The organism is Streptococcus halitosis (assembly GCF_023147855.1).
Taxonomy (GTDB): Bacteria; Bacillota; Bacilli; order Lactobacillales; family Streptococcaceae; genus Streptococcus; species Streptococcus halitosis_B.
On the sequence record NZ_JAHXOP010000001.1, the window covers coordinates 838981 to 854805 of the forward strand.

Below are 15825 nucleotides of genomic sequence, written 5' to 3' on the forward strand. Positions count from 1 at the left end.
GGGCTTTTTCTCTTTTAAGATTATTTTACTGTTGCAGTGCTTGTGATCAATTCAACAGCTTTTTTGATAGTGATATCGTGTTTCAACATATCAGCTGAAAGCAAGTTTTGTACTTGTGCAACTTCCATGTTGTAGTCTGCTGCCAATTGCTCGATTTCTTTTTGGATTTCTTCTTCTGAAGCGTCAAATCCTTCAGCTTTGGCAACTGCTTCGATAACAAGGTTAGTCTTCGTACGTGACTCTGCTTCTGCTTCGTATTGTTTGTGAAGGTCTTCTTGAGTAGTTCCTGTGATTTGGAAGTACATATCAGGGTTGATACCTTGACGTTGCAAGTTTCCAAGGAATTCATTTACTGAACGGTGAACTTCTTCGTGGATCATTTCTTCTGGAAGTTCTACGATTTCAGCATTTTCTACAGCTTTATCGATTGCTGCACCTTCAACGGCATCTTTGTATGCTTCTTCTTTTGCAGCAGTCAATTCTTTGCGGTATTTTTCTTTCAATTCGTCAAGAGTTTCCACTTCTTCGTCGATATCTTTTGCAAGTTCATCATCAAGAGCTGGAACTTCTTTAGCTTTTACTTCGTGAATAGTTGTTACGAATTTAGCTTCTTTACCTGCAAGGTCTTCTGCTTGGTAGTCTTCTGGGAATGTTACGACAACATCAACAGTTTCGCCAGCTGAGTGACCTACCAATTGGTCTTCAAATCCAGGGATGAATTGTCCTGAACCAAGTCCAAGTGAGAAGTTTTCACCTTTTCCACCATCAAATTCAACACCGTCGATAGAACCAACGAAGTCGATCACAACAGTGTCGCCGTCTTCAGCAGCACCATCTTTGATAACCAATTCAGCCAAGTTGTTGCGTTCGCGTTCGATACGCTCTTCAACGTCAGCGTCTGTTACTTCTTTTTCTACATCTACTGATACTTCAAGGTTTTTGTAGTCACCCAATTTAACTTCAGGTTTTGTCACGACTTCAGCTGTGATAACCCAGTCTTGACCTTTTTCCATTGAAGTCACGTCAATTTTTGGTTGTGCAACCACTTCAAGACCAGCTTCTTTTACTGCAGCTTCATAAGCGTTTGGCAAAAGTGCGTTCATTGCATCTTGATAAAGAGCTTCTTCACCAAATTTTTGGTCGAAGATAGGGCGTGGAAGGTGACCTTTACGGAAACCTGGAACGTTAAGAGTTTTCTTTACTGAGTTAAATACACGGTCCAATTCTGGTTTGATTTGGTCTTGAGAGATAGTGAAAGTCAAGACACCACGGTTTGTTTCTTTGTTTTCAAATGATACAGACATTCTGTCATTTCTCCTTAAAATTTTTAATACAGTCCATTATACCATATAATAGCGACTTTTTTCAAGTAATGAATGCGCTTTTCAATAGTGCTAGAGGTACTTGCTCGCTTCCTTGATACTAAGTTCAGCCATTCTCTTCTTATTTTTCTCAATAAAACGTGCTACCCATTCGGGATTGGTTTTAGAGTAGTCTCTTAGAGCCCAGCCGATGGCTTTGTTGATGAAAAATTCTGTCTGGTCCAGATTGTTGACCAGGATCTTTTCCATCAGTTGGACATTTGTTTTTTCTTTTCTTAACAACTGGTGGTCAATAGCGACTCGTCTCAGCCAGATATTGTCTGAGAGGCTCCATTTTAAAATCACTTCTTCAAGTTCTGGATAGTCGGCTACCAAACTTCCTACTACTCGATCTAGGATATCTACCGTGTCCCACCAAGACTTGGTCACGACCAGACGCTCAAGCTTAGGCAAATCATCCTTCGTTAGATAAGACTGCATGGCTTTCAAATAGTTGGCAGCTACATATTGGTATTCTCTTGGCTCCTTTTCCCAGCAGATATCTACAAAATCCCAATCAATAATCTTTGTTTTTTTCACGCTTGGAAAGTATTTTTTATAGAGTGCATTTCTTTCAGGACCTGCAATCCCTAAAAAGGGAAATTGATGGCGCATATAGGCTTCCATAGGCCCTGCTTTTTCAGGGTCTTTTGCTGCTTCTAGCTCCTCAAGTAAATCTGCAAGACTCATCTAAAAGTCCTCCTGCCCGACCAAGTGGTGCTGGAAGGCATAGACCGCCGCCTGGGTGCGATCGCTGACCTCAAGTTTGGCAAGGATATTGGACACATGGGTCTTGACCGTCTTGAGAGAGATAAAGAGTTCATCTGCGATCCGCTGATTTTCGTAGCCCTTGGCGATTAACTGAAGTACATCTCGCTCACGTGCAGTCAATTCTTCATGAAGTTCCATATGATTGCGGTGGTATTCAACCTTCTTGCTGACCTCTTGTTCAATGGCCAGCTCGCCAGCAGCCACCTTACGGACAGCATGGAGCAATTCATCTGCACTTGAAGTCTTAAGCATATAGCCTTTGGCACCAGCATTCAAGACCGGCATGATTTTTTCATTGTCCAAGTAAGAGGTCACAATCAATATCTTGGCTTCAGGCCATTTTTTGAGGATAGCCAAGGTAGCATCAATCCCATTCATCTCAGGCATGACAATATCCATGACAATGACATCTGGGCGCAATTCCAAGGCCAACTCAATACCTTGAGATCCGTTGGCAGCCTCGCCCACAACTTCCACATCGTCTTGGAGATCAAAATAGCTTTTCAAGCCCAATCGAACCATTTCATGGTCATCTACAAGTAAAATTTTCATCTCTACTCCTTTATGATTCCTTGTCTAGCAGGGGAATACGGATATCAACCGCCAGTCCTTGCTTAGGTGCTGTCAAAAGTTGAATGTTTCCTGCCATATCTTCGACTCGCTCCTTGATATTTCGCAGTCCATAACTCAAGTCATCTAAACTCCCCAACTGGAAACCAATTCCATTATCCACCACCTTCAGCTGCAATTCAACATCTGTCTGATAGAGATAGACATCCAAACAAGATGCCTGGGCATGGCGGAGAGTATTGCTGATCAACTCCTGCAAAATACGGAAAATATGTTCTTCAATCTTCTTAGGCAATTTAGACACATTTTGCTTGAGGCTTACCTTGAGATCACTCTTGTCCTCAAGCTCTTTTAAGAGGATTTGAATCCCCTCGACCAAACTCTTTTCTTCCAACTCTACAGGTCGCAAATGTAAGAGCAAGACCCGCAGATCTTTCTGGGCTGTTTCAAGGATAGCTGCGACACTTTGCAACTGGGTCTGCATCTTTTCTCTATCCAGCTTCAAAGCCTGCTGACTGACACCTGATAAAATCATATGGGCCGCAAACAACTCCTGACTAACTGTATCGTGCAGGTCACGTGCAATCCGCTTCCGTTCTTTCTCAATGATTGCTTCTTCCTTGACCAGGCTTTGATTTTCAGCCTTTTGAACAGCCTCTGTCAAGAGGTTGAGCTTGCCAGACAAGGACTTAAAACTGGTGTCCAAGTCTGGATCTGCAAAGGAAACCACCTCTTTTCCTGCTAGTAGTCGCTTGAGATTGACCTGCATTTTTCTGCGAGAGACTTCTTCTATCACGCGCCAAAAGAGGACAAAAAAGAAGGTCATGGAAATGCTAAAGACCAAGATCAAGAAAATGAGTTTCTCCGTTTTCTCGATATCCTGTAGCAAATAGGACCAATCCAGTTCAAAAATATCAAGTAGACTATTGGTCAAAAAGAGGATAAAGAGGAAAGAAGTCAGCCCAATTAACAGATACGATTGCTTTTTCATCCTCTGACCACCTCCACATCGCCAACCATAGTAGTTAGGAAAATCTTGACGCTCTTGTTACTCTTGAGATAGTCTCTGGTCTCCTGATGATAGTGTTCATTGCGAAGTGCTCGCTTGGGTTGATTGAGGAAAGTTAGATCTCCATAGAGGCAGTTGACACTGAGGCTGATTTCCACATCTACAGGTACGATAATCCTAGTCGTTCCGATCATCTTTCTAAGGATAATGACATTGTCATGATTGGTTAGGATAACTCTTTCCAAATGAATGGTGTCCTTGCCCATGAGGCGAAAGAGATTGATATCGTCAAATTGGCAGGTCTGGTGACTAGAGAAATGATGGAGATTGCCAAACCAAGGATTGCGTTCATTTTTAACCGTTACCACCTCTTCAAAGACCAAATCCGTATCCTCTCTTTCTTGATTCATCATCGGATAGAGAAGAAAGAGACTATAGATAACTGCCACAAAGATAGCTAAAATCACAAAGGGATTGAGCATGACGATGAAAAAGAAGAGTATGGTCGCCACAAGGAGAAAGACATTATTGCCCTCCTTACCTGTATAATAGCGCAGCAAGAGCAAAAAGAGGAACAGAATCAGCAGAAAACGCGAAAAATGCTCTGATACCATCAAAATCAGAGCTCCCGTCAATAGACAGGCTTCAATAAATAAAAAGATTTGAAATTTTTTCATAGCTGCATCCTCTCTTTTCTATTTTATCACAATTCAAAAAAGTCACCTCGGTCTGAGGATGGAAAAAGGAGATAGGACAGAAATCGCTCCTACAAGCTAGGTTCTTTCAGCCCACCACAGTTGACAAAAGGCTACAAAAAAGGGCGGGATTCTTGTCCCGACCTCTCTACATCTGATCTTTTGCTTCTTTTAATTTGCCATAAAGAATATAGTCTACGTTTTGCAGATCCGCTATGGTGGCACAATTAAGGGCACACATAATCAAACGCAGATCTTCTTTCCATCCTTGGACAATGCTAATCACTTCCCCGACCGAGTAGGTTTCAACCAATTCCAGAACGGTTCGTGACAGTCCTACAGCCTTGGCACCAAAGACCAGGCATTTAATCATATCCAGCGGATTTCGAACGCCTCCACTGACCAAGAGTTCGACCTTGTCTTTCCAGTCTTGGGCATTGAGAAGGGCCTGCATGGTGGACTGGCCCCATTGATTGAGGTAATCACGCTGACCACTGCGACGATTTTCGATATAGGCAAAGCTAGTACCACCACGACCCGACAGGTCAACCGTTCGAACACCCAGTTCATAGGCTCTTTCGATAGTCTTCACATCCATCCCAAAGCCCACTTCCTTTAAAACGATTGGAACAGGGATCCGCTTGCTATAGTCTGCCAGATGCGATTGCCAGCTTCGAAACTTTCTTTCTCCCTCCGGCATGAGTAATTCCTGCATAACATTAACATGCACTTGCAGGAGGAGAGGATTCATCTCTTGCACAGTCTGAAGTCCTGACTCGATAGGCTTGTCCAATCCAATATTGGTTCCAAGAAGGAGCTTTGGATGGCTAGATTTGACAGAAAAAGAGTCATCTGTTGGATCCTTGAGGGCTGCGCTATAAGAGCCCGTCACAAACAAAATTCCACAGGCTTCTGCCACCTGAGCTAGTTTTTGATTGATTTCTCGCCCTTTTTCGCTCCCACCCGTCATGGCATTGATATAAAAAGGAAAGTCCCACTTTCGACCTGCAAATTCTGTAGACAAATCAATCTCATCTAGGTCATAGAGCGGTAGCGAAGAGTGAATCAACTCCACCTCATCAAAGCTATTATAAGAACTTTTTTGCTCAAGGGCATAGCGGATATGCTCGTCCTTACGATTTGTCGTCATGTCCTATCCTTTCTTGGTATAAGAGCTCAATCTCCAGATTGGCCCAGCGATTTTTTAAGGTTTCAGTTGATTGCTCATCAAAACTCAAGGCAATCCCACAGTCACCACCACCAGCGCCACTACTCTTGGCAACAGCCTGCAAATCTTGACTGGCTTCTTTCAACTGTCTCAACGAAGGTGTGTAAATATCTGGGCTCAAACCTTCTAAAAGCTGACTGGCTGTTTCCAGCTGCTCAATAATTTTTTCTGCATTCCCATGCTCCAGGGCTTCTACCAAAGCAGATACCGTTGCTTTTGAGGAACTTAAAAAATTCTGGTCTATGTTTTGCTTGATTTGCTGAACCATTTGGCTCGATACGGCTACTTCCTTGGTCCATCCCACTAGGAAATCACATTCTAGGGCTGGTTTCACTTGTGAGATGGAAAAGCCCCAGTCACGCTCCAAAACTGTCTCCAAACTTTCTTCTTCCAACCAAGCAGCTATCTTCTTTCGATCAAAAGACTGGTAGAGAACTAAATCCTCTGCCACAATACAGGCAAGGTCTCCCATAGAACCATTGTCACCTCGCTTGAGCAAGACCGCGCTAGCCAGCTTGAACAAGAAATCCTGATCAACCGTAATATCATACAGAGCCAGCAGGGCCTTGATCACCAAGACAACGACGCTACCACTCGAACCCAGACCAAATTTTTTCCCTTCTCGTTCCATTTTGCCACGGATTTCCAAGAAAAAAGGTCGCAAGGCTTGCCCACGATAAACGAGGAAATCTTCCACTAGAGCAATCGTTTCTTGAATCAAGCTGTAGTCAGGATTTGGCGTCAAGTCCACTGCGAAATCAAACATGTCTGAGTAGATACGATAGTTCTCAGAAAAAGCAATCTCAGCCTTCATATAGATGGGGATGGCCTTTATCAAGGCTAACTGCCCTGGCTCTAGAATAGCATATTCACCTGCCCAATAGAGTTTCCCGCAAGTTTTAACAGCAATCATCTTGGCTCAAATCCTTTGTTTTTGACACAATCAAGCGGTAACGTTGACCGAAAATTTCTGACAAATGCTCCAAGTCTTTCTCCTGACAGAGGACCTTGACATTGGGACCGGCGTCCATGGTAAAGTAGCAGGCTTCCCCTTGCTCACGAAGTTGGCGGACAAAGTCCATGGCTTCATAGGACGCATCCGTCAGATATGAAAAGGTTGGCGATGCTGTTTTCGTCGTAGCGTGCATAGCAAGGGCATTCCTCTCCGTTAATTCCCCAACCTTGGCAAAATCATTCTCTTTGAGATAGACCAGCATATCCTGATAATCCTTCTCAGACTGACGAACCCAATCATCAAAGGTCGTCGAGGTTTCCACACAAAGTTTCATTCCATCACGGCTAGAAATTGGTTTTTTCTTATCCTCTAGCACCAACATGATCATAGCTAGTTTCAAGTCTGTCTCTACAGGGTAAATCTCCCCACTATCCTTATCCCAAGCACCTAGTGGTCCATAAAAACTGCGAGAGGAAGAACCTGAGGCAAACTTAGCTTCCTGCGCCAACTGACTCTGATTCAAACCAAGCTGGAAATAAGCATTACAGGCCTTGACCAAGGCGGACAAACCACTGGAACTTGAGGACAAGCCCGCTGCGGTAGGCATGTTGTTTTGGGTATCAATACGGACAAAGCCCTCACCTTCTGGGCGATAACGGTCAATGATTTTGCTCATTTTGGCATGCTCATCCTCACTCTGAAGTTGACCATTGATATAAAAGGCATCAGCAGTCGCATCCGTCGGTAAAGGCGACAAAGTCGTCTCTGTGTACATATTTTCCAAAGTCAAAGAGATACTGCTAGTAGCAGGAACCATCTCTTTTTCTTTTTTCTTTCCCCAATATTTGACAATGGCAATATTTGCGTAGGAACGTACTGTTACAGGCTTTCGATCCATGTCTGAACAGCTCCTTTCTCTTCTAATCTTTCTGCTAGTTCTTGAGCTTGAGTCAAATTGGTTGCCAAGGCTATGATACAGCCTCCTAGCCCACCACCACTCATCTTGGCACCTAGAGCACCCTGGCTCAGAGCCGTTTCAACGAGGGAGTCTGCCTCAGGGCTACTAACACCAATTTCTTTTAAATGTAAATGCGCTTGACTGAAGATTTGTCCCAGTCCCTCAGCATCTTTTCGTCTAATTGCCTCTTCTGCCTGCTGGGTCAATTCTCCCAGGGCATGCAAAAACGGCAGAGCATCCTTCCCCTTGCTTTGAACCACTTGTATGGCTTCACGAGTGTGACCATACACACCTGTATCTGCAATCACCAAATAGGCAGATAGGTTCATCTCAAGTTCTGTAAAACCAACATTCTTGATAAAGCGAATGGGCTGGTCACTGAGACAGGTCTTAGCATCCAAACCGCTTGGATTCATATGGGCAATCATCTCAGCCCGATTGACCAAGATTTCTAGTACATCATGAGGCAGGTCGGCTTGATAGTAGTCAAAAACAGCTCGAATGGCTGCTATGCTGATAGCCGCTGACGAACCCATTCCCCGTTTTTCAGGGATAGCCGAGTCAATCACACATCGAATGCAGGCTTCTTTGATATCCAAATACTCCAGCGAAGCATAAACCGCCATGGACAAGGTATCCTCCTCATAGAGACGCCACGGACTTTCAGCAGGGACCACCTTACATGTCACCTCCACCTCTAAGAGAGGCAGGGAAATGGCAGGATAGCCGTATACGACCGCATGCTCCCCTATTAAAATAATCTTACTATGTGCCTGACCGACACCAACTTTTTTTGTCATGTTTTCCTTTAACCAGACGAAAAGACCGTCTCATTTCATACAGTAGTATTTCTCCTATCTATTTTATTATATTTTCACAAAAAAAGCGATTGTTTCCTTCACAATCGCCTCTTTCATTATTGAACCCACTCGCCATTATAGTTGACCGAATAGCCTTCTACGGTCGTATTCACTGCTAAAGCACCTGAGCTGTAAGCGTAGTACCATTTGCCATTGACCTGGAACCAGCCTGTCTTCATATCTCCATTACTTGCATGTAAGTAGTACCAAGTCGAGCCTTCCTGATACCAGCCAGTTGCCATAGATCCTGATGAACGGAGATAGTACCACTTGTTCCCAAGGTATTGCCAGCCCGTTTTCATATCGCCATTTGGCTCGTCTAAATAATACCAAGTTGAGCCTTCCTGGTACCAACCAGTTGCCATGGCTCCTGATGAACGGAGGTAGTACCACTTATTGCCAAGTTGTTTCCAACCCGTTTGCATAATGCCAGTTTCTGGGTCTAGGTAGTACCATGGAGCCGCTTTTATTTCCTCTTCATCATATAGAAGAGAATAATCCTTGGCCCAACCACGCACTGGCTCCCCAACCGTTAAACTGTTGATACGAGCATCAAAGCCACCACTCTTCTGTAAATAATACCAATGACCCTCGTCATAAATCCAACCGGTTTTTAAAGTGTGATAGCTACGCTGATCTTCAAAATAATAGACTCGTTTCTCTGCTGGACTATCATATTGTTCCCCATGATGTTTGTTGGTATTTGTAGCAGTTTTTGCTTCTAAAACTTGCTTGCCAACAAATTCTTGTAGTACCCCATCTTGACCAAAGTAATACCATTTTGGCATTGGCATATATTCTAATCTTAAACCATTTGGGTAAGGACCAATTGTACTACCTTTAGATGGAAACGGGATATATTGCCAGCCGACAACCATCTCTCCTGATACATGATCGAAATAATAGGTCTTACCATCAATCACTCGCCAGTAGGTTTCTTTGAGTTCCCCCTTCTTGTAGTAGGTTCTGCCATTTTCTTGGACAAATTGCCAGCCTTCTGAATAAGCATCATCCGCCAATACTGTGCTTGTCGCCAGCAAAGCAAAGAAAAAGACGGCTAGTCCAACTTGCATCATTATTTTAAATTTTTTCATTAGATCTTTCCTCCATAACTGATTGTAGCAAAGACTTTACTGTATGTCAATATATAGAAATCCCTCAAAAAAAGCAGTTACACAACTGCAACTGCTTTTCTATTCTTGCATGGTGTACCCAACACCACGCACGGTTTTAATGTAGCTTTTTTGACCTTTTACATCAAGCTTGCTACGTAGATAACGGATATAAACATCCACGATATTGGTTTCTGTCGCACTTTCGTACTTCCAAACACTTTCCAATAACTGCTCACGAGTCAAGACCTTCTTGCTTCCCATGAGAGTGGCCAAAAGGTCATACTCACGGCGCGTCAGAGCAATCATCTCCTCGCCACGATAAACGGTATGATGTTCTACATCCATACGCAAATTGCGGTAAGACGTTGGGACCTTCATCTGGCTACAGTGTTGGTCGATAAAGTCCCGACCTCGGAAAATCGCTGAAATACGAGCCACCAGCTGATCAATAATCACTGGCTTGTAGATGTAAGAAACGGCGAAGCGCTGGATTGTCTCAATCTGGTCTTGCAATTCTTCGCGATGGTCCAAGACCATGATCACTGAGGCTGGTTTTGTTCGACTCAGCCTCTCTGCAAAATCCTGGGCCGTCATATCCCCCAGACGAGCATTCAGTAAAATCAAGTCATAATCTGTCTGGAGAGCCATGGAGAGGGCTTTTTGCCCCTCCTCGACCCGATCAACACGGTATTGCTCTTTTTGGAGTTCCAGACTGAGAAAATGAGCGAGATTTCGTTCTTTCTCAAGTAATAAAATCCGTTTCCCCATGGCAGACCTACTTATTTTTCGTCATACCAAGAGTAGTGGAAGATTCCTTCTTTGTCTTTACGTTGGTAAGTGTGGGCACCAAAGTAGTCACGTTGTGCTTGGATTAAGTTAGCAGGAAGGTCTGCTGAACGATAGCTATCAAAGTAAGTAATAGCTGCTGAGAAGGTTGGCACTGGTACACCAGCTTGAACAGCAAGAGCTACGATATCACGCACTGCTTGTTGGTACTTAGCAGTAACATCCAAGAAGTACTCATCCAAAAGAAGGTTTGCAAGGTCTGCATCACGGTTATAGGCATCTGTAATCTTTTGCAAGAAACGAGAACGGATGATACAGCCATCACGCCAGATAGATGCAATGTCCGCAAATGGCAAGTTCCAGTTATTTTCTTTAGAAGCCACACGTAATTGGGCAAAACCTTGTGCGTATGAGATGATTTTTGAGAAGTAAAGGGCTTGACGGATCTTTTCGATCAACTCAGCCTTGTCACCTTCAAATTTGAAGGCAGCTGGTTTTGGAAGGACCTTGCTAGCATGCACACGCTCTTCTTTGTATGTAGAGATGTAGCGAGCAAATACTGACTCAGTGATGAGTGACAATGGCACACCAAGGTCAAGAGCTGATTGGCTAGTCCATTTACCCGTTCCTTTGTTTCCTGCAGCATCCAGGATGTAGTCTACGATTGGTCCATCTTGACCTTCATCATCTTTACGGCTCAAGATATCAGCTGTGATTTCGATCAAGTAGCTGTCCAATTCACCCTTGTTCCACTCAGTAAAGATTTCAGCCATATCTTCTGCAGAAAGGCCAAGCAAGTGTTGCATCAAGTCATAGCTTTCTGCAATCAATTGCATGTCACCATACTCGATACCGTTGTGGACCATTTTCACATAGTGACCAGCTCCATCAGGACCGATGTAAGTCACACATGGTTTGCCATCTTCTGGTGCTTTAGCTGAGATTTCTTCAAGAACATCCGCAACCAATTCGTAGGCTTCTTTTTGTCCACCAGGCATGATAGAAGGACCTTCAAGGGCACCTTTTTCACCACCAGAAACTCCAGTACCGATAAAGTTGATCCCTGAGTTTGCTAGTTCTTCATTACGACGGATGGTATCTTTGTAGAAAGTGTTTCCTCCATCAATCAAGATATCACCCTTATCAAGGTGTGGAAGAAGAGCTTGGATAGTTGCATCTGTACCAGGTCCAGCTTGAACCATCAGCATGATACGACGAGGTTTTTCGATTGAGTTTACAAAGCTTTCAACGTCATAGCTTGGCACAAAGTTCTTTTCAGGATGGCAGGCAATTACGTCTTCTGTTTTTTCTTTACTACGGTTGTAAATGGCAACTGTATAACCACGAGATTCGATATTTAGGGCAAGGTTACGACCCATTACGGCCATACCTACGACACCAAAGTTAGCTTTTGTCATGTGACACTCCTCTTATTTAATTTGTTTTATTTTATCATTTTTACCTATGAAAGGAAAGAATTTTGTAACGGACTCCTAATAGTCCAAGTCATCTGCATGGCCAGAACCATTCCCTACAAAGTAACCAGTCTTACAGTTGAGGGTGAAGAGGTAGGTTCCATCTGGTTTGTAGAGGTTGTAATAGCCGTTTCCGTTTACAATATTGACACGTTCGAGAATGTATTTGTTGCCAGTGATATAGCCACGAGCACGTGAGGTTGCTAGGATTTGTTCCAATACACCATCTGCAAACGTCCAAGCAGGGTTATTGCTATCGTCTACAGCTGATTGGTTGTAGGGTACACGACTAGCACTTCTTTGAAGATTAACCCCATCGCCAGATAAACCACCATTTGTATCTCTAGCCGGTGCCGTGGTACTTGTTGAAGGCGTCGTACTGCTTGCACTGCTTTCTGTAGCTGAACTTGAGCTTGCTTGACTCGTGCTAGAACTTGAGCTGGAAGCACTGGTTTGTTGACTCTTACCAAGACTAATCGCCTGATCTAACAGTTTATCAAGCTCTGTATTTCCCGTTTTAACTTCCGTGAACTTAGCATCCGCCTTGGCTTTAGCATTGGTATTCAAGACACCATCAGTAATAGCTGGACTTTCAAAGAGGGCGTTGACATCTTGAATGGCCTTGATTTGAGTTGCTAGGCTATCGTATTTTGACTTAGCTAGTGTATAATCACGGCTACCTTCTAACTTATCCAGTAAGGTTTTTAGCTGGCTCAACTTATCGAACTGGCTATTTTTTAAAGCAGTCTTATTGGCATCTGTATAGAAGGAATCATAAAGCGTATTGAACTCTTGCAAGTCGGTTTGCGATTCTTGATTTCCTGAAGATGATTGAGAAGACTGGATTTCTTGGTTCGAACGGGATACCTGACGGTAGACATAATACGTCCCAGCAAGAACAAGAATCGCAGCTACCACAGAAACGATGGTAATCAGACGTTTCTTTTTAGAGCCTGTTTCAGGTTCCGTCTGCACTGATCGTGATAGGGAAGTATAGGTTTCTTCTTGTTCCTCATTTTCCTCATTCATTTCCTTGGATGCTGTTTCTGTTAAAACGAGAGGCTCCATTTCAGTACTTTCCTCATCTTGAAGTGGTGGAACAAACTGAGTAGTTTCTTCATTGTCTATCTCTTCAATAGATTCCTCGGAAACCAGGTCTGAATCGTCTACCTCTTCAGAAAGTTCACTTGATTCACGAACTTCTTGGATCAATTCCTCTAAGTTTTGAGTAGAAGCCAACTCTTCTTTTTCAAACTGACGAGTTTCAAACTTATCTGCCTCGATCTCTTCGCGATGCTGTTTGATGTATTTGTCCAAGATGTTGTCTTCAGGCAATACTCCAGCCTCAACCTCCTCGTTCTTACGAATTGCTTGACCAACAGTCAAATCTTTTGCTTCGTCAAAGTCGAATTGTGGCTCTTGCTGTTCTTTTTTATGACGATCGTGTCTTTTCTTACTCATGAGTTTACCTTTCTATTTTACCTCTTGGCGTTTCACACGCTGACCAAAATATTGATATAAATCCACTTTTAAGGTTCCGTTATAGAGTTTTCGTTTTTTATCTGCTGGACTTCCGTACTTACTTTCAAAAGCTTCGTCACTCGTCAGGATAAACTTACTCCAGGTTTTCAGTGGTGCAAAGACCTGTCCCATCTCAGCATAGAGCTTGGTAACTCCCGCATCATCAGACAAGCGTTCCCCATATGGTGGATTGGAAATGATAACGCCATTGATCTTGTCTGTGCGCAAGTCCTGTACCCGCATTTGTTTAAAGGTGATATCTCCTGCAACACCTGCTGCTTGGGCATTTGCCTTGGCAATTTCCACCATACGAGCATCAATATCACAGCCCATGATATCCAGCTCAAGTTCACGATCAATTTGCTTAGCCGCCTCAGTACGGACCTCTTGGATTAACCGATCGCTAACCCAGTTCCATTCCTCAAAAGCAAAGGAACGGCGTAGGCCAGGAGCCATCTTTCTGGCAATCATAGCCGCCTCGATACAGAAAGTTCCTGAACCACAGGTCGGATCAATCAAGGGCTTGTCTGGATACCAGTTAGATAGTTGTAAAATGGCCGCTGCCATATTTTCCTTGATTGGCGCTCCACCCTTTTCCGTACGATAACCTCGTTTAAAAAGGCTAGAACCTGTCGTGTCAATCATGACAGTTGCCACATCTTTCAGAATAGATACCTCAATCTTAAACTCAGGACCAGTTTCCATCAAGGGAATTCCTTCTGGGCGGGCATAGTGTTTTTGTAATTTCTTCACAACAGCTTTCTTAGAAATAGCCTGAACACTGGGCTCGTTATGAAGTTTTGACTTAACACATTTGGCCTTTGAAATCGGGAAACGCGCCCCAAGCGGGAGATAGTTTTCCCAATCTAGAGCCAAAACACCTTGAAAAAGCTCTTCAAAGGTCTTAGCTGGAAAGCTTCCGACTACAATCTTGATGCGATCCGCTGCACGAAGCCAAAGATTGGTCTCAATGATTGCCTTCACATCTCCTTGGAAGCGGACACGTCCATTCTCAACCTGGCAATCATAACCCAGATCTCGCACTTCTCGTCCAACGACAGCCTCAAGACCCGCCGCAGCAGTTGCGATTAAATTAAATTGTTCTTTCATTTCTAGTCTTGCAGGACCTTTCTCTTGTTCACTTTAAAAAATGAGGTTGAGAAAGATTTCTCAGCCTCAACCTATATGCAATTTTCTATAAGCCATGTTTTGTTCCAGAAGTGACTAGGACCACTTCCTTCGATAATCATCTGTCTACCGCTAACAGCATAAATCTGCTAGCAGTCAGAGTACTACGTTCGTTTCCGTGCACTCCATGCCCCGACCAAAATTTGGGTTGCTAGCTTGAGGGGTTTACCGCGTTCCACTCTCTCTGTTTCCAGAAAGACTCCGTCACTGTGGCACTTTCAAGCCTATTCTGACCTATCCGAAGACTTAGCCATTTCGACTGCCGTAACGATCACTCGTCCCTAGGCTTATGGATTCGCCTAGCACAAACACTACAGGCATCACAGCCTGTGCTAGCATGGACTTTCCTCATGAAAAGAGAACCTCTTCACGCGATTATCCAAAAATTGCACTCATCCCTTATTCAATATCAATCTTGGTTGTCTAAGATTTGCTTACCAAATACTTCTTTTTCGAGACGATTTAAGCGTTTCAAAATATCAAAGTTTGTCATTGAAGTAGAAGCTGTTACTTCAATAGAGTCTGGTTGAGTTGGAGTCGCCTGTGGTTTACGAGACAACTCCTCCTTCAAATCGGCAATTTCTTGGCGAAGGGATTTAACCAAAGCTGCGTAGGTTTCATAATCCTTAATCACATCATCGAGGAATTCATCCACCTCTGCTCTGCTATATCCACGTACTTCGCGTCCAAACTCTTGTTCAAAAATATCTTTTGCTGAAAATATAATACTTGCCATGTCTCTCTCCATTCTGGGTTACTAGTATTATTATATAAAAAAAGACAAGTAAAAATCAAGGTCAAAGGGTTACTTTTCAGAAAAATTTTCTGCTAGTTCATTTAACTCATCAAATGTTAATTGCCTTGTAACATAGTCCGCTTGATTTTTCATCATTTGGTAAAAATATTGTAATTTAGTTTTGTTTTCTTCATCATAAAAAAGATAGCAAATATCTGTGTTCTCCAGTAAAAATTTCTGATAATCACGTAGTTGTCCCTTGTGTTCATATTGTGGATAGGCATATTTAACAAAATCAACTTGCTTGAATTCGCTCAACTTCACTTGATTGGCTTCATTCCAGTTACTACCATGGGTTTCAAAATCAAAAATGGTCGCCAGCTGAAATTCATAGTCTATTTTCATGTCTTTCGCCACCTGAAGCACCCAGTACTCAAAGCCCAGAGCCCCAGTAAAGACAAGCCAGGTCACCCCTTCCTCTGCTAGACGCTCCAGGTCTCTCCGAATAGCTGTTTTGATAATATCAACGCGAATATCCTTGTCATTAAAGAGACCAAGGTCGAAGGCAGAATAACCTGAAATCAAGGCTGTTGTCAT

At 43.3% G+C, this 15825-nt stretch carries 16 protein-coding genes and 1 other RNA gene; all 17 read right to left on the reverse strand.

The features are described from left to right. Positions 1–20 precede the first annotated feature (20 nt). The 17 genes from tig to KZX55_RS04235 all read right to left on the reverse strand — a co-directional run bounded on the left by tig (position 21) and on the right by KZX55_RS04235 (position 15825). Positions 21–1304 (reverse strand): trigger factor, encoded by a 1284-nt coding sequence (tig, locus tag KZX55_RS04155; protein WP_248024828.1) that lies wholly within the window; start codon positions 1302–1304, stop codon positions 21–23. Positions 1305–1394: 90 nt separating this feature from the next. Beyond that, a complete protein-coding gene (locus KZX55_RS04160; RefSeq protein WP_248024829.1) occupies positions 1395–2051 on the reverse strand; it encodes a DNA alkylation repair protein in 657 nt (218 codons plus the stop codon). Continuing rightward, positions 2052–2684, reverse strand: coding sequence for a response regulator transcription factor (locus KZX55_RS04165; RefSeq protein ID WP_033583784.1), 633 nt, complete (start codon positions 2682–2684; stop codon positions 2052–2054). 10 nt (positions 2685–2694) lie between these two features. Beyond that, on the reverse strand, positions 2695–3693 hold the full coding sequence (locus tag KZX55_RS04170; protein WP_248024838.1) for a sensor histidine kinase: 999 nt from the start codon (positions 3691–3693) through the stop codon (positions 2695–2697). Next, on the reverse strand, positions 3690–4388 hold the full coding sequence (gene liaF / locus KZX55_RS04175) for a cell wall-active antibiotics response protein LiaF (protein WP_248024847.1): 699 nt from the start codon (positions 4386–4388) through the stop codon (positions 3690–3692). The genes KZX55_RS04170 and liaF overlap by 4 nt, the downstream gene beginning before the upstream one ends. A gap of 166 nt (positions 4389–4554) precedes the next feature. Continuing rightward, positions 4555–5556 (reverse strand): type 2 isopentenyl-diphosphate Delta-isomerase, encoded by a 1002-nt coding sequence (gene fni / locus KZX55_RS04180; protein ID WP_248024863.1) that lies wholly within the window; start codon positions 5554–5556, stop codon positions 4555–4557. Further along, entirely contained in the window at positions 5540–6547 is a 1008-nt protein-coding gene (locus KZX55_RS04185; protein ID WP_248024865.1) for a phosphomevalonate kinase, read from the reverse strand. The genes fni and KZX55_RS04185 overlap by 17 nt, the downstream gene beginning before the upstream one ends. Continuing rightward, positions 6534–7487, reverse strand: coding sequence for a diphosphomevalonate decarboxylase (gene mvaD, locus KZX55_RS04190; protein WP_248024867.1), 954 nt, complete (start codon positions 7485–7487; stop codon positions 6534–6536). The genes KZX55_RS04185 and mvaD overlap by 14 nt, the downstream gene beginning before the upstream one ends. Continuing rightward, positions 7469–8347: a mevalonate kinase gene (mvk, locus tag KZX55_RS04195; RefSeq protein WP_000163309.1), complete on the reverse strand. Its 879-nt coding sequence runs from the start codon at positions 8345–8347 to the stop codon at positions 7469–7471. Before mvk ends, mvaD begins: the two co-directional genes overlap by 19 nt. Before the next feature lie 116 nt (positions 8348–8463). Beyond that, on the reverse strand, positions 8464–9501 hold the full coding sequence (gene cbpF, locus KZX55_RS04200; protein ID WP_000713619.1) for a choline-binding protein CbpF: 1038 nt from the start codon (positions 9499–9501) through the stop codon (positions 8464–8466). A 99-nt stretch (positions 9502–9600) separates the two neighbouring features. Then, entirely contained in the window at positions 9601–10290 is a 690-nt protein-coding gene (locus tag KZX55_RS04205; protein WP_000518035.1) for a response regulator transcription factor, read from the reverse strand. A gap of 11 nt (positions 10291–10301) precedes the next feature. Then, positions 10302–11726: an NADP-dependent phosphogluconate dehydrogenase gene (gene gndA / locus KZX55_RS04210; protein WP_007518502.1), complete on the reverse strand. Its 1425-nt coding sequence runs from the start codon at positions 11724–11726 to the stop codon at positions 10302–10304. A 75-nt stretch (positions 11727–11801) separates the two neighbouring features. Continuing rightward, complete coding sequence (gene mapZ, locus KZX55_RS04215; protein WP_248024875.1) at positions 11802–13244, reverse strand: cell division site-positioning protein MapZ; 1443 nt, start codon at positions 13242–13244, stop codon at positions 11802–11804. 12 nt (positions 13245–13256) lie between these two features. Next, positions 13257–14414: a THUMP domain-containing class I SAM-dependent RNA methyltransferase gene (locus KZX55_RS04220; RefSeq protein WP_248024877.1), complete on the reverse strand. Its 1158-nt coding sequence runs from the start codon at positions 14412–14414 to the stop codon at positions 13257–13259. A gap of 83 nt (positions 14415–14497) precedes the next feature. Continuing rightward, positions 14498–14879, reverse strand: an RNA gene (gene rnpB, locus KZX55_RS04225) — RNase P RNA component class B. A gap of 22 nt (positions 14880–14901) precedes the next feature. Then, entirely contained in the window at positions 14902–15228 is a 327-nt protein-coding gene (gene gpsB, locus KZX55_RS04230; RefSeq protein WP_033583802.1) for a cell division regulator GpsB, read from the reverse strand. A 69-nt stretch (positions 15229–15297) separates the two neighbouring features. Further along, positions 15298–15825 (reverse strand): SLOG family protein, encoded by a 528-nt coding sequence (locus KZX55_RS04235; protein ID WP_248024887.1) that lies wholly within the window; start codon positions 15823–15825, stop codon positions 15298–15300.

Coding starts and splice junctions, on each gene's coding strand:
- tig (WP_248024828.1), bottom strand. CDS start 1,304: ATGTCTGTATCATTTGAAAACAAAGAAACAAACCGTGGTGTCTTGACT.
- KZX55_RS04160 (WP_248024829.1), bottom strand. CDS start 2,051: ATGAGTCTTGCAGATTTACTTGAGGAGCTAGAAGCAGCAAAAGACCCT.
- KZX55_RS04165 (WP_033583784.1), bottom strand. CDS start 2,684: ATGAAAATTTTACTTGTAGATGACCATGAAATGGTTCGATTGGGCTTG.
- KZX55_RS04170 (WP_248024838.1), bottom strand. CDS start 3,693: ATGAAAAAGCAATCGTATCTGTTAATTGGGCTGACTTCTTTCCTCTTT.
- liaF (WP_248024847.1), bottom strand. CDS start 4,388: ATGAAAAAATTTCAAATCTTTTTATTTATTGAAGCCTGTCTATTGACG.
- fni (WP_248024863.1), bottom strand. CDS start 5,556: ATGACGACAAATCGTAAGGACGAGCATATCCGCTATGCCCTTGAGCAA.
- KZX55_RS04185 (WP_248024865.1), bottom strand. CDS start 6,547: ATGATTGCTGTTAAAACTTGCGGGAAACTCTATTGGGCAGGTGAATAT.
- mvaD (WP_248024867.1), bottom strand. CDS start 7,487: ATGGATCGAAAGCCTGTAACAGTACGTTCCTACGCAAATATTGCCATT.
- mvk (WP_000163309.1), bottom strand. CDS start 8,347: ATGACAAAAAAAGTTGGTGTCGGTCAGGCACATAGTAAGATTATTTTA.
- cbpF (WP_000713619.1), bottom strand. CDS start 9,501: ATGAAAAAATTTAAAATAATGATGCAAGTTGGACTAGCCGTCTTTTTC.
- KZX55_RS04205 (WP_000518035.1), bottom strand. CDS start 10,290: ATGGGGAAACGGATTTTATTACTTGAGAAAGAACGAAATCTCGCTCAT.
- gndA (WP_007518502.1), bottom strand. CDS start 11,726: ATGACAAAAGCTAACTTTGGTGTCGTAGGTATGGCCGTAATGGGTCGT.
- mapZ (WP_248024875.1), bottom strand. CDS start 13,244: ATGAGTAAGAAAAGACACGATCGTCATAAAAAAGAACAGCAAGAGCCA.
- KZX55_RS04220 (WP_248024877.1), bottom strand. CDS start 14,414: ATGAAAGAACAATTTAATTTAATCGCAACTGCTGCGGCGGGTCTTGAG.
- gpsB (WP_033583802.1), bottom strand. CDS start 15,228: ATGGCAAGTATTATATTTTCAGCAAAAGATATTTTTGAACAAGAGTTT.
- KZX55_RS04235 (WP_248024887.1), bottom strand. CDS start 15,825: ATGACAACAGCCTTGATTTCAGGTTATTCTGCCTTCGACCTTGGTCTC.